Genomic DNA, 14,212 nt, shown 5'->3' with positions numbered 1-14,212 from the left:
GCCATGACTCAACCTCCCAACCCGTCCGAGACAGTCACCAAGGTCGAACAGTTCGGCTACCGGCAGGAGCTGAGTCGGACCCTCAGCTTCACCGACCTGCTCATCTACGGACTGATCTTCATGGTGCCGATCGCACCCTTCGGCATCTTCGGCAGCGTGTACGCCGGCTCCGGTGGAATGGTCGCGCTGGCCTACATCATCGGCATGGTGGCGATGATGTTCACCGCCCTGTCGTACGCCCAGATGGTCCGCGCGTTCCCCATGGCCGGCTCCGTCTACAGCTACGCCGGTCGCGGCATCGCACCGCCCGCCGGCTTCCTCGCCGGCTGGGTGATCCTGCTCGACTACGTCCTCGTGCCGGGTCTGCTCTACCTGGTGGCCAGCGTGGCCATGCACTCCCTCGTGCCCGGTGTGCCGGTGTGGGCGTGGCTGGTGGCCTTCGTCGTGCTCAACACCGTCGTCAACTTCTTCGGCATCCGGATGACCGCCCGGGTCAACCGGGTGATGCTCGCCGCCGAGCTGGTCATCCTCGTGATCTTCCTGGTCGTCGGCGTGGTCGCGCTGGCCCAGGGCAAGGGTGCGGGCTTCTCGCTCCGGCCGCTGTTCGACGCGGACACCTTCTCCTGGTCGCTGGTCTTCGGCGCGGTGTCGATCGCCGTCCTCTCCTTCCTCGGCTTCGACGGGATCTCCATGCTGGCCGAGGAGAGCCGCGAGGAGGCCCGGCAGATCGGCCGGGCGATGGTCGCGGCGCTGCTGCTGGCCGGCGCCCTGTTCGTCGTGCAGACGTGGGTCGCGGCACTGCTGGTGCCGGACGCGCCCGGCCTGCTCGACAACGGCGACCCCGAGGGAACGGCGTTCTACGACGCGGCCCGGGCGGCCGGCGGGGGCTGGCTGGCCGGGTTGACCGCCCTGGCCACCGCGATCGCCTGGGGCTTCGCCAACTCCCTGGTCGCGCAGGCCGCGACCTCCCGCCTGCTGTACGCGATGGCCCGCGACCGGCAGATGCCGCGCTTCCTCGCCCGGATCAACCCGAAACACAAGGTGCCGGCCAACGCGACCATGCTGGTCGCTGCCATCTCCCTGGCGCTCGGCCTCTACATGGCCAGCCGGGACGACGGCATCTCGCTGCTGTCCACACTGGTCAACTTCGGCGCCATGACCGCGTTCCTGGCACTGCACGTCTCCGTCGTGACCCACTACGTGGTGCGCAACGGCAGCCGGGACTGGCTGCGGCATCTGGTGGTGCCGGTGATCGGGTTCCTGATCCTGCTCTACGTCGTCATCAACGCCAAGGTCGCCGCCCAGGTGCTCGGCTTCGTCTGGTTGGGCGTCGGGCTGCTGGTCCTGCTGGCCTTCTACCTGACGGGCCGGCGTCCCGAACTCGCCGCGCTCGTCGACGTCACCCACGACAGCGCCGACGAGCCGGTGAAGGAGCCGCAGTGAACACGGACGTGGTGAAGTACCGGCCGGAGCCGGATGAACTCTCCTACACCTTCGGCGGGCGCGAGGCGGTGCGCCGGGTGCGCCCCGGCACGATCCTCGAGCTCTACACCGAGGACTGCTTCGGCGGCCGGGTCCGCGGCACCGACGACCTGCCGTCGCAGGTCTGCCAGTTCCCGTACCTCAACCCGGTGACCGGGCCGATCCACGTCGAGGGCGCCGAGCCCGGGGACACCCTGGCCGTGCACTTCGTCTCCATCGAGCCGGCGCGGGACTGGGCCGTGTCCACCACCTTTCCGCACTTCGGCGCGCTCACCGGCACCCACACCACTCCCACCCTGCAACCTCCGCTCGACGAGGTGGTCTGGCGGTACGACATCGACGTCGCCGCCGGCACGGCGACGTACCGGGCACGCCGGGGCGACTACACCGTCGCGCTGCCGCTGGATCCCATGCACGGCACGGCGGGGGTGGCACCGGGTGCCTTCGAGGCGCGGATGACGATCACCCCGGACGCGCACGGCGGCAACATGGACACCCCGGAGCTGCGGGCCGGAGTCACCGCGTACTTCGGCGTGAACGTGTCGGGAGCGCTCTTCGCCCTCGGTGACGGGCACTGCCGGCAGGGGCACGGCGAGGTGTGCGGCACCGGCATCGAGGCGGCCATGAACACCACGGTCGTGGTGGACGTGGTCAAGGGGGTCGGCACCCCGTGGCCGCGGCTGGAGTCGGACGACGCGTTGATGTCCACCGGCTCGGCCCGTCCGCTGGAGGACGCCTACCGGATCAGCCAGCACGACCTGGTGACCTGGACCGCCGAGCTGGTCGGGCTGGATCAGCTCGACGCGTACCAACTGGTCAGCCAGGCCGGTGAGGCCCCGGTAGGCAACGTGTGCGACACGAATTACACGATGGTGGCGAAGGTGGACAAGCGCTATCTGGGCGGTGTCGGCGGGTACGAGGGGGTGCACGACCGGCTGCGTGAGACGGCCCGCCACTATCTGACCCACCGCTGACCGGGGCAGGGGCCGAGCCCTGCCCCCGCGGAGCATGACGCGGCACATCGAGCGCGGTCAGGTCGCGTTGGTGCAGCGGTGGGCCGTACAGCGGAGGTCAGTCGCTGTGGCGACGGCCGGTGGAGTGGAGTGACCGGCGGTCGCTCTCCTGATCCGGCGCGCTGTCCGCCACCGGGTTGCCAAGCCGGGCCACCCAGTCGACGAACTCCGCGTCCTGCCTCGGCAGCGGCTCGCCGTCCGCCGGGGTGCCCGCGTCGGCCCGGGACCTGTTGCGCCGGAACAGGCCCAGCCGGCCGCTGGCCCGACCGCCGTCCCGCCCCGCCTGAACGACGGTTGCCGGGGCGGCCGGCGCGGGGACCGCCTCGACCGGATCGGGCCCGGTGGGGCTGGCCGTCGTGGCGTCGGTCGTGGTCCGGGGCCGGGCGCGCTGGGCGTTCGCGAGGGCATCCCAGTTCGCGGCGTCGATCAGGTTGGGCAGGGGCGGCCGGAGCCGAGGGGGGAGCGCCGGTTCGGACCCCTCCTGCGTGCCGGCCGAGTGGGTCGCCCCGGCGCCCGGAGCGGGCTCGGCCGAGGGCGGCACCCGACGCGCCGGTACGACCTGCCACGTCGCCTGAACCGGCGTCCGGTCGGTCTTTGGCGGCTGGTACATCCGGCTGGTCCCCGGGGCGACGCGTGCACCGTCCGCCTCCGTCGTCGCAGAGCCGTCCCCGCCGGATCCCGCGTGTGGGTAGGTCGCCGTCGCGGGGGCCGGCTCCGCTGTCCGCGGGGTCTCGCCGAGGTCGGTGGGCGAGGCGGTGGCAGCCGGTGCGGCGGTCCGCGTCGTGGACTCGGCCGGCACGGCGCGGGCGTCCCGGTCGTCAGCCGGCGCACCGATGCCCAGCGGTTCGGCTGCGGTCGGCAGCGTCGCCGCCGTCGCGCCGGCGACCGGCCCCGTGGCGGCGAGGGCGACCGGCTCGTCCGCCGCACCACCGGCGGCGGCCATCATGGCCTGCGGCACGGCGGAGTCGGCGGACAGCGGGCGGAGGATGTCGCTCGGCTCGACGGCCTGCGCCTCGGCGGCGCGGGACAGGAGCGGCCAGCGGAACAACGCGGCAGCGGCCGAACCGAGCGCACCGGCGGCGACGGCGAGCAGCGCGTAGTAGTACGGCGTGATCTGGTACCGGTCGACGGCGTCGCCGGGACCGGCGGCAAGGTAGGCGAACGCGACCAGCACTGCGCCGGCCATGCCGGTCGCGCCGTTGACCAGCGGCGGGTGCCCGCGCCAGCGGGCCAGCCCACTGGTCACGGCGCCGAGGAGCAGGGCCACCGCCGGCAGAATCAGGATCGCCTGTCGGGGTGCCGTGCCGGCGTCGAACGCGGTCGGCTCCAGCACACCGAGCCGTACGGCGGGCAACGGCCCGGCGGTTGCGAGCGACGGGACGATCGAGACGAGCGCCAGCAGCCAGATCACGCCGCCCATCGCCGCCATGTTCCAGCCCAGCGGCGGCTTCACCAGTGCGGCGATCGCGGCACCCCCGCCGACCAGCGCGCCGAGGATCGCGCAGATGCCGACGGCCCACATCGGGTCCACAGAGAAGGGCTCGGCGGCCTGGGCCGGCCGGACGCAGAGTGGCGCCACGACGATGGCGCCCAGCGCGGCGGCGGCGGCGACAGCCAACATTCGGCCCGTGCTCCCCAGCGCCCCGTGCCGGCGGGCCAGGCGTGCGGTGACGATGGTGCCGGCCACGGTGGCGTGTGCCGCGAACCAGCCCACCCAGACGAGCTGGGCAGGCCACCGGTTGACGGTGGCGCCGGTGGAGTCGCTGGTGAGCTGGACGATGCCCAAGCTGAACGCGAAGCCGAGCTGACCGGCGCCGGCGAGCACGCCGACCCCGATCGCCGTGAGCAACAGTTTGCGCCAGATGCGAGAGACCATGTTCGGCAGGTTACGCACCTTACGAACCGGTTCACCCGCAAATGCCGGATTCACGTCCGACCACAGTGCCAGCGACTACCTCAAAGGACGGAAGTGGTGCCGGACCGCGTAGCGGTAGACCTCCCTGCCGAGTTTCGCCCCTTCCACATCGGCCGTGCGGAAGTGGACGCCGCCCCAGACGCGCGCGCCGATGAGCTCGTTGAGCGCCTGCGAGAAGCTGGTGAACTGCCGGGTCGTGCCGGAGTCGACGCTGGACCCACTGAACGTGATGTCGTCTCGACCGAAGAAGTGTTGGTACAGCGACATCCGCGCACCGGTGCCGCAGGCGTGGCCGGAGGGGTACTCGGGGAACGGGGGCGTGACGAGGAACGACTGCCAGCCCGGGTCGGCGGTCGTCCTCGGGTTGCCGTCCGTGTCGGCCAGGTGGATCGCCGTGACCGGACGCCAGTAGCTCCAGAAGTCCTTCTGGCTGAAGCACGCCACTCCTGAGTCGGCCACGATGAGATCGGTCATCGCGAAGAAGCGCGCGGTCTGCAACGCGTCCAGCTGTTGGGTGACGGCGAGCTGGCGCTTGATCTCCCAGGAGGCGGAACGCCGGTCGTGCCACCAGAGCGCGGCCTCCGTCTGGTCCCGGGTGCGCACCGTGCTCGTCGCCGAGCCGACCTCCTTCACCTCGTTGAGGTCGCGGGCGTACGCGCTGCTGGTCAGTCGTGGCGGCGCGGGTGTGCGGAACGTCGACGCGCGGGGGAGGAGGAACGGTCGCATGTGCCCGGTCCAGGCGCCCTGCGACAGGAACAGCGGCGGCGTGGGTCTCCACTGGCCGGGTCCTGTCCCGCTGGCCCACTGCTGGTCCCCGAACGCGCCGTCGTCCTGCCGATCGGTGACCATCGCGGCCGCGGCTCGCGCCCCGATCGCAATGCCGCCCCGCTTCGAGCGCCCGTCGGGAATCGCGGCCAGAGCGGCGTCGTACTGGGCTCGAAGACGTTCCTGCTGACCGGGGAAGAGGGCGGCGAGCACGCCGTGCGCGGCGGCGGCGACGGCAGCGTCCACCGACTCGGTCCCGCTCGACGGCGGTGCGGAAAGGTACGGCTGGTACGGGGTGCCCGCGATCGCGTTCAGCGCGTCGTAGACGGCTCCGTTCACCATCGCGAAGCTGCGCACCTGCTCGTTCGGTTGCTGAGCCGCGACGTCCCAGATCGCCGTCTGGGCATTGAGATCCCAGGTGACCACCGGATTGGTGGTGCCGGCGCCGGAGGTCGCGGCGGCGGCGCGAGGCGCCGGCCCGATCATCGTGGAGGCGACCAGCGAGCCGAGCGCGATGGTGGCGGGAATGATGCGGGACCAGGTCGCACGGCGTCTCTGGCTACGGCTCGTCATGATCTCCCCGTCGGTAGGTTGTCGATGCTGACCGTCGAAGGCGCGCGGCGTACGAAGCGGAATCAATGACGCTCGAAACATAGCATCGCCGGTCTTCGATGGCTGGCCCTTCCGGTCGCCGTCGAGCCGCCCGCGCTGCTTCCGGCCGCCCGGCGGGTAACGATTTCCCGTTGCGCTCGAACCCCTCTGCCCGCCTCGGGTCTGTGCCGACGAAGGTTCAACCGGGGGTGGTCGGCGGATGAGAAAACGTGCGCTCGGCCTTGATTAGGAAATCGATTGCTGGAACAGTGGCGCCATGAAGGTCGCGGCGGTCCTCGGCGTGGACATCGGCACATCGAGCAGCAAGGGCGTGCTCGTCGACGTCGACGGCCGCGTCCTGCGGTCGTCCACCCGGACGCACGAGGTCAGCCGGCCGCGGCCCGGCTGGGTCGAGATGGACGCCGACGTCTGGTGGCACGAGTTCGTCGCGCTCACCGCCGACCTGCTGGCACCCGGCGACGCCGAGGTCGTCGCGGTGGGGGTGAGCGGCATGGGCCCGTGCGTCCTGCTCACCGACGCCGCGAACGTTCCGCTCCGCCCGGCCATCCTGTACGGCGTCGACACCCGTTCGACCGAGCAGATCGCCCAGCTCAACGAGCGGTTCGGCGCGGACGAGATCCTGCGGCGGTGCGGCTCGGCCCTGTCCAGTCAGGCGGCGGGCGCGAAGGTGGCCTGGATCGCCGAGAACGAGCCGGACCTCTACCGGCGTGCCCGCCGGCTCTTCATGCCCAGTTCGTGGCTCGCCGTCAAACTCACCGACGAGTACGTGCTGGACCACCACTCGGCGAGCCAGTGCACGCCGCTGTACGACACCGACCGCCACGACTGGTACCAACCGTGGGCCGCCGAGATCGCCCCCGGCCTGGTCCTGCCGCCGCTGCGCTGGCCCGGCGACGTGGCCGGCCGGGTGACGGCGGACGCGGCGGCGACGACCGGACTCCCGCCGGGCATCCCCGTGATCACCGGGACCATCGACGCCTGGTCGGAGGCGATCAGCGTCGGCGCGCAGGGCGTCGGCGACCTCATGCTGATGTACGGCACGACGATGTTCCTGGTCCACACGGTCGCCGCCCGGGTCACCGACCCGTCGCTGTGGGGGACCGTCGGCGCCCTGCCGGGGACCCGCAATCTCGCAGGTGGCCTGGCGACGTCCGGGGCGATCACGGCGTGGCTTCGCGAGCTGTTCGGTTCGCCGGACTATCCCGACCTGCTCCGCCTCGCCGAGGCCTCCGGCCCGGGCGCCCGAGGGCTGCTCATGCTGCCGTACTTCGCCGGCGAACGGACGCCGATCCTGGATCCGCAGGCCCGCGGCATCCTCGCCGGTCTCACCGTCTCGCACGACCGTGGTGACCTCTACCGCGCCGCGCTCGAGGCGACGGGCCTCGGCGTACGCCACAACATCGAGACCATCGAGGCGAGCGGCGGTGACATCCGGCGTGTCGTCGCGGTCGGCGGCGGCACCCGGGGCGGGCTCTGGACGCAGATCGTCTCGGACGTCACCGGACGCGCCCAGGTGATCCCCGCGCAGACCATCGGCGCCAGTTACGGCGCGGCGTTCCTGGCCGCGCAGACCGGGTGGCCCGTCTCGATCGAGGCGTGGAACCCCGTCACGGAGGTCTGCGAGCCACGGGCCGAGTTCGCCGCCGACTACGACGAGCTGTACGGGCTGTATCGCGAGCTGTACACGAGTTCCAGGCGGGTCGCGCACGCGCTCGCCGCACGTCAGGTCCGTTTCCTGGCCGTCGCTCCGACGGACGCCGGGAAAGAGCAACGCACCGAAGGAGTCGCCCCATGACCAGTTACACGCTGCCCGTGGCCGTCAAACCGCCGACGGCGGCACCCGGCACCGTCTACACGGTTGCCAGCGGCGATCTCCGGCTCAGCGCGAACGTCACCTGCTGGCCCACGCAGCAGCAACTGGAGGCCGACCTCACCGCGGCGGTCAACGCGCTCGGCTGGAAGGTCGAGCGCGGGCACGGTGTCGATCCGGGCAAGGGACACGGCTTCATCGACAGCCAGCGCGCGGGCATCGAGGTCTTCAAGCAGATCCCCGCCGACGCGCCACTGATCGTGGTCGAGGCCGTCTGGCAGTACAGCCACCACGTCCTGGCCGGGCTGCGCAGCCACCGGGGGCCGATCCTCATCGTGGCGAACTGGAGCGGCGAGTTTCCCGGCCTGGTCGGCCTGCTCAACCTCACGGCGAGCCTCACCAAGGCCGGCATCCCGCACTCCGCGCTGTGGAGCCGGAACTTCACCGACGAGTGGGCGATCGGCGGGCTGCGGACCTGGCTGGAGACCGGCGAGCTGCGCCACGACACCAGCCACGTACGCGACCTGCCCGCCCTGCCCGACGACCCGGAGGTCGAGCTGGGCCGGTCGCTGGCCGGCCAGCTCGCGACGGAGAAGGCCATCATCGGCGTCTTCGACGAGGGCTGCATGGGGATGTACAACGCGATCTTCGACGACGAGTTGATCAATCCGCTCGGCATCTACAAGGAGCGGCTGTCGCAGAGCGCGCTGGTCGCCGAGATGGCGCGCGTCTCCGACGAGGAGGCCCGGGCGGTCCGCCGGTGGCTGGACGACGCCGGGATGACCTTTCACGTGGGCACCGACGAGGCCAGCGAACTGACCGAGGCGCAGTTGCTCAGCCAGTTCAAGATGTACGTCGCGGCCCTGCGCATCTCCGACGACTACGGCCTGGACGCGGTGGGCATCCAGTACCAGCAGGGCCTGAAGGACACCGTTCCGGCCAGCGACCTCGCCGAGGGTCTGCTGAACAACGTCCAGCGGCCGCCGGTGCTCAGCCGCGACGGGAGCCGCGAGCTGTACCCGGGGGCGCCGTTGCCGCACTTCAACGAGGTCGACGAGGGGGTGGCGGTCGACTCGCTCGTCACCAACCGGATCTGGACGGCGATGGGCCTCGACCCGGCGACGACGCTGCACGACATCCGGTGGGGCGAGCGGTACGGCGACGACTTCGTCTGGGTGTTCGAGATCTCCGGCTCGGTGCCGGCGTCACACAACGGTGGCTACGACCGGTCGTACAGCATGCGCCAGCCGCCGATGTTCTTCCCGCTTGGCGGAGGCACCCTGAGCGGGGTGTCGAAGCCGGGGGAGATCGTCTGGTCCCGGGTGTTCATCATGGACGGTGTGCTGCACGTGGACCTGGGTCGCGGCACCGTCGTGGAGCTGCCGGCCGAGGAGACCCAGCGCCGGTTGGACGCCACCACCCCGCAGTGGCCGATTATGCACGCCGTCCTGCACGGGGTCGACCGGGACCAGCTGATGGCGCGGCACAAGGCCAACCACGTCAACGTCGCGTACGCGCCGGACGCCGCGACCGCCGACAGGGCGCTGCGGGTGAAGGCGGCCATGTTCGCCGAACTCGGGGTCCGGGTGCACCTGTGCGGTGAGGTCAACCTCTGAGCGACGGCGGGGCCGCCGGCGGTGCGGATCGGAGCCGGTGGAACACGGACGGGGAGCCTGACGGTGTACCGGGGGCAGGCTCCCCGACCTCCACCCCGGGCCGCCGGCCCGCCGGCTCGGACCGCGTCGGCGGTGGGCTCGCCGGTTACGAGGTTCCGCTCGGGCGGCTGGAGCTCTCGCGTACCTGGAGGCCCGTGCTGAGGGTGACGGTCGACGGCGGCCGCGTCGGGTTGGCGATCCGTTCGGTGAGCAGCACCGCGGCCGCCCGCCCCAGGTCGTACGTCGGCTGGGAGACGGTGCTCAGCGATGGTCTGACCAGGTGGGCCCAGGGTATGTCGTCGAACCCGACCACTCCGAACTCGGCCGGCACCTTGAGCCCGCGGTCGACGAGACACTCGACGGCGCCGACGGTCATCAGGTTGTTCGTGGCGAAGACACTGTCCGGCGGGTTGTCGCTGTCGAGCAGCGAGGCCATGGCCCGGTAGCCACCCTCTTCGCGGAAGTCCGCGTACCGCACCAGGTTGTCGGTCGTCTCCCGGCCGTGCGACCGCAACGCGTGCTGGTAGCCGCGGAGCCGCTGGGCGGCCGTGGAGATCCGGCGGGGACCGGTGATGCAGGCGACCCGCTGGTAGCCGTTGTCGAGCAGGTGGGTGGTTGCCAGCTCGGCCCCGTGCACGTTGTCGACGAGCACGGTGTCGATGTTGACGCCACGCAGTTGGCGGTCGATGGCCACGACGGGGATGCGTGCCTCGACGAGCCGGTTGATGACGGTGGGTCGGCCCGACGTGGAGATGATGACACCCGCCATCCGCTCGGCCAGGGCCGCGGCGATGTACCGGGACTCCTTCTCCGGGTCCTCGTCGCTGTTGCACAGGACCACCGAGTAGCCGGCGCCCTGGGCGACGTCCTCGACGCCTCGGACCATCGAGGTGAAGAAGGGGTTCCCGATGTCGGAGATGATGACGGCCCAGAGGCTGGTCTGACTCAGGCGCAGGTTGCGGGCGACGGCGTTGGGGCGGTAGTCGAGGTCCTGCATCGCCTGCTGCACCCGGGCGGCCATCACCGGATCGACCGTGGTCCGGCCGTTCAGCACCCGCGACACCGTGGCGGGCGAGACCTGAGCCTGCCGCGCCACGTCATAGATCGTCGCCATTCGCCTCCATCCGCTCGGCTCTCCTGATGTTGTGCTCCGGCGCGGCCACCCAGCACGCGCCGGTGCCGGAACCCGGCATCCTACGGCCGGGTAGTGACCGACCCGTGACCGGTGTTTCGCGCCGGTGTCCGGCGCTGATGTGGTCGCCGACCGGGCCTGCCGCGGTCATCTGTGGACGGTGGGCCGCGGGGGATCACCCCGACCTACCACCGCCTCGGCCCTCGATGTCACGAGAATACGCCCCTTCCCGTACGAGCAGTCACGGACCGACGGCGCACGGTTGCCCAGGCGTACCGCCGTCAGGAAATCCGGTGCGGACGACGAGTCGGGGCACGAAGGGCCTCCCAGTGGCCGCAACGGCTGCGGCATGCTCACGCGAGCGGAGAAATCGTTTGCTCGGCTCTGATCGAGGACCATAAGAGCGGGCCGGGTCGCTGTCAACTACGGCGGCCATCGGCGGCGACAGAGGATTGACCGCCGCGTGGAGGCGTGCCTACCCTGTCGCTGTTGCGGTGAGAAATCGATTCCTTGACATCGCCTCGCAACCCGCCCCACCCACCGACGTGGAAGGCGCTCATGACACTCACCACCCACGCACCACGGACCCCCGCTCGCCGGCTGCTGCGCGCCGCGTTCACCGCGGCGCTGCTGGCCGGAACCGCCCTGGTCGGCCCAGCCGGGCCGGCCTCCGCCGCCCCCACCTCCGCCGACAACGGCCCCACCGGATGGGACGTCTACCGCCGGCTCGACCGTCTCGCCGAGCTCCCCGACGGTCCGCGGGCCTACCAGTTCTCCAGCTTCGACCGCAGCGGCGGCAACGACGACGGCTTCTCCGGCCAGTACTCGTGCCTGCGCACCGGCGCCGACGGCTGCGTCCTCGCCGAGGCCACCGGCTCCGGTGAGATCGACTCGATCTGGTTCACCCGCGACGAGGGCAACGTCTCCGCCACCGGCACCATCAAGGTGGTCCTCGACGGTGTGACCGTGCTCGACGCTCCGCTCCAGGACGTGGTCGACGGCAAGCTCGGCGCGCCCTTCGTCTACCCGGTGGTCGCCAACGCGGCGCAGAGCTCCGGCGGCGTCTACATCAAGGCGCCCATGACCTACCGCAGCTCGATGCGGGTGACCACCGAGAAGAACCCGATCTTCTACCACGTCACCTACCGCAAGTTCACCACCGCCGACGGGGTGCGCACATTCGACCCCTCGGACCGCGCGTTGGACGTCATCGACCAGCTCAAGGCCGCCGGCACCCGTGACCCGAAGCGCCCGGAAGCGGGCGCGACGACCACCGACCGCGAGTTCAGCGTCCCCGCCAAGGGCGCGGTCACCCTCGCCAGCGGCGTCGGCCCCGGCGCCGTCAACGCGCTCCAACTGCGGATGCCGCAACTCGTCGGGCCGCCGACGCCGGTCGCCGACGACGGGCGCGCCTACGGGCCCGACGGCGGCAGCGAGTTCCGGGTGGCCGTCGACCCGGCCAACACCGGCGTACGGCTGACCCGCCGGCTGGACCCGCACATCGGGCACCAGCGGGCGCGGATCCTGGTGGACGGCGTACCGGTCGCCGAGTGGCCGGCCAACGACCCGGTGCCCTTCGGCACCTGGCTCGACCAGACCGTCGAGCTGCCGGCGAGCGCCACGGCCGGCAAGTCCACGATCACCGTGCGGAACCAGTTCGTCTCGTCGGACCTGGACGTCAACGAGTTCACCTACTGGGTCGACAGCCTGGTCGCCGGGACCGCCAAGCGGACCGACACCCTCGACCTCGGCCCGTCCCACGTCGACGCCGAGGCCGCCCACGGCTACCGGATCACCGCGCAGACCTGGCAGGGCAGCAACACCATGAGCTACCCGGCCGACGCCGACCGCAGGGCGGCCGTCGCGGCCTCCGACGCGGTGCTGCGGGACAGCCGGCTGCGCATCACGTTCGACGGCGAGACCACCGTGGACGCGCCACTCGGCGAGTTCTTCGGCACCGGCCTGGGACTGCACCCGGTGAAATCGTTGATGTTCGGCGTGGACCCCGCGACCGCGACGCTGTCGGCCTGGTGGCCGATGCCCTACCGGTCACGGTTCAGCATCGAGTTGCGCAACGGCTCATCCGTGCCGATCACGTCGTCGGTGGCCTCCGTGACCACCGCACGCTCGGCCCGCTGGGCGCCGGCGCTGCGCCCGACCGGCACGGCCGGCTACTTCCGGGCCACCGCGTCGAGCGCCGACACCACCCCCGGCAACGACCACCTCTTCCTCGACGTGGCCGGACGCGGCAAGTTCGTCGGGGTCACGCACACCATGGAAGGGCACATCCCCGCGGGCAACCAGCGCAACTACCTCGAGGGCGACGAACGGGTCTACGTGGACGGCGCGCAGAGCCCGAGCATCCACGGCACCGGAACCGAGGACTTCTACGAGAGCGGCTGGTACTTCAACCACGGCACGTTCTCGGCGCCCACCAACGGCAACCCGGCCCACGAGGTCGGTGACTACGGCTGCCGGTACGACTGCACCGGCGCCTTCCGCCTCATGCTCGCCGAGGCCGTGTCGTTCTCCACCGACCTGCGGTTCGGCATCGAGCACGGCCCGGGTGACCAGGACCCGGCCCGGTACGGCTCGACCGCCTACTGGTACGGGCAGGACACCGTCGGGCAGCGCTGGACCGACACCGTCGACGTCGGCGACCCCGCCAGCGAGTCGGCGCACGGCTACACCTCGGGCGGTGCGCGTCAGGTGCTCACCGCGACCTACGAGGGCGACGACGGCGCGCCCCGACCGGTGACCGACGACCTCCGCGCCTCGACCACGCCGGTCCGGTTCCGGGTGGCCGTCGCCTCGGGCAACACCGGCGCGGTGCTGCGCCGGGTGGGGGACCAGAGCGCCGGATACCAGTCGGTGCGGGTCCAGGTGGACGGCCACGACGCCGGCACCTGGTCGCAGCCGCTGGCCAACGGCTCGCACCGCTGGCTGGAGGACGAGTTCCGGCTTCCGCCCGCGCTCACCAGGGGCAGGTCGGCGGTGACCGTCACGCTGACGCCGACCGCCGGCTCTCCGGCCTGGTCCGCGGCCCGGTACGCGGTGCTCAGCGAGGTCACTCCCTTCGTCGACCAAACCAAACCGACGCAGGTAGCCGGGCTCACCGCGACGAGCGGCACGACGAACGCGGTGGCACTGACCTGGCGGCCGGCCACCGACGACGTGTACGCGCCGAGCTACCAGGTGTTCGCCTCGCGGCAGGCCGGGTTCACGCCCGGGCCGGACAACCGGGTGGGTGTCACGACCCGGCCGAGCTTCGAGCACAGTGGCCTCGGCCTGCGTGAAACCTGGCACTACCGGGTACGCGCGGTGGACGCCGCGGGCAACCTCGGCGCTTACTCGGCACCGGCGTCGGCCACCACCGGCGACACCCTGCGGATCGAAGCCGAGTCGCTGCTGCCCGCGGTCTCGGCCGACGCTCCGGCGGACGTGCAGGGCGACTGCTGCGGCATCCGCTGGTCCCGCGGCGCGCAGTTGTGGTTCCGGCCGGACGCGCCGAACAAGAGCGTGACCGTGGCGTTCGAGGTACCGACCACCGGCACCTACCAGCTGAGACTGGTGCAGACGCTGGCCCGCGACTACGGCACCAACACGGTCGCCATCGACGGCGCCCGGATCGGCGAGGCGTTCGACGCGTACCGCTCGCCGGACGTGGTCGTCAGCGACCCGCTCGACTACGGCCAGCGGGAACTGTCGGCGGGCCGGCACACCCTCACCCTCACGGTGACCGGCAAGGCCGCCGCTTCGAGCGGCTACCTGGCCGGCCTCGACTACATCGAGGCTCGCCTGACGTCGTGACCCGGTCGGAGTCGGAGG

8 protein-coding genes are annotated in these 14,212 nt (G+C 71.6%); 5 read left to right on the top strand and 3 right to left on the bottom strand.

Translation table 11 applies throughout. The features are described 5' to 3' along the window. Positions 1-3: 3 nt before the first annotated feature. Positions 4-1,443 (top strand): APC family permease, encoded by a 1,440-nt coding sequence (locus tag EAD89_RS03270; protein ID WP_121674647.1) that lies wholly within the window; start codon positions 4-6, stop codon positions 1,441-1,443. After that, on the top strand, positions 1,440-2,456 hold the full coding sequence (locus EAD89_RS03265) for an acetamidase/formamidase family protein (protein WP_199733395.1): 1,017 nt from the start codon (positions 1,440-1,442) through the stop codon (positions 2,454-2,456). Before EAD89_RS03270 ends, EAD89_RS03265 begins: the two co-directional genes overlap by 4 nt. Positions 2,457-2,553: 97 nt before the next feature. Here the strand turns inward: EAD89_RS03265 and EAD89_RS03260 are convergent, their stop codons facing one another. Next, the gene (locus tag EAD89_RS03260; protein WP_147458743.1) at positions 2,554-4,371 is read right to left on the bottom strand and encodes a hypothetical protein; all 1,818 of its coding nucleotides are present in this window, start codon (positions 4,369-4,371) and stop codon (positions 2,554-2,556) included. A 75-nt stretch (positions 4,372-4,446) separates the two neighbouring features. Continuing rightward, positions 4,447-5,748, bottom strand: coding sequence for a vanadium-dependent haloperoxidase (locus tag EAD89_RS03255; RefSeq protein WP_199733394.1), 1,302 nt, complete (start codon positions 5,746-5,748; stop codon positions 4,447-4,449). 295 nt (positions 5,749-6,043) lie between these two features. Here EAD89_RS03255 and EAD89_RS03250 point away from each other — a divergent pair, with 295 nt between their 5' ends. Together EAD89_RS03250 and EAD89_RS03245 are read left to right on the top strand one after the other, a co-directional pair. Then, positions 6,044-7,582, top strand: coding sequence for an FGGY-family carbohydrate kinase (locus tag EAD89_RS03250; RefSeq protein WP_121674645.1), 1,539 nt, complete (start codon positions 6,044-6,046; stop codon positions 7,580-7,582). Further along, positions 7,579-9,213, top strand: coding sequence for a fucose isomerase (locus tag EAD89_RS03245; protein ID WP_121674644.1), 1,635 nt, complete (start codon positions 7,579-7,581; stop codon positions 9,211-9,213). The genes EAD89_RS03250 and EAD89_RS03245 overlap by 4 nt, the downstream gene beginning before the upstream one ends. 145 nt (positions 9,214-9,358) lie before the next feature. Here the strand turns inward: EAD89_RS03245 and EAD89_RS03240 are convergent, their stop codons facing one another. Further along, a complete protein-coding gene (locus tag EAD89_RS03240; protein WP_121656283.1) occupies positions 9,359-10,366 on the bottom strand; it encodes a LacI family DNA-binding transcriptional regulator in 1,008 nt (335 codons plus the stop codon). 576 nt (positions 10,367-10,942) lie between these two features. On the opposite strand from EAD89_RS03240, the gene EAD89_RS03235 reads away from it, so the two are divergent. Then, a complete protein-coding gene (locus EAD89_RS03235) occupies positions 10,943-14,194 on the top strand; it encodes a DUF2961 domain-containing protein (protein WP_121674643.1) in 3,252 nt (1,083 codons plus the stop codon). Positions 14,195-14,212: the final 18 nt, after the last annotated feature.

It is taken from the genome of Micromonospora sp. BL4 (genome assembly GCF_003667505.1).
In the GTDB taxonomy this organism is placed as follows: Bacteria; Actinomycetota; Actinomycetes; order Mycobacteriales; family Micromonosporaceae; genus Micromonospora.
Note: the sequence above shows the minus strand (reverse complement) of the source record. Positions and strands in the feature narration are given on the sequence as shown.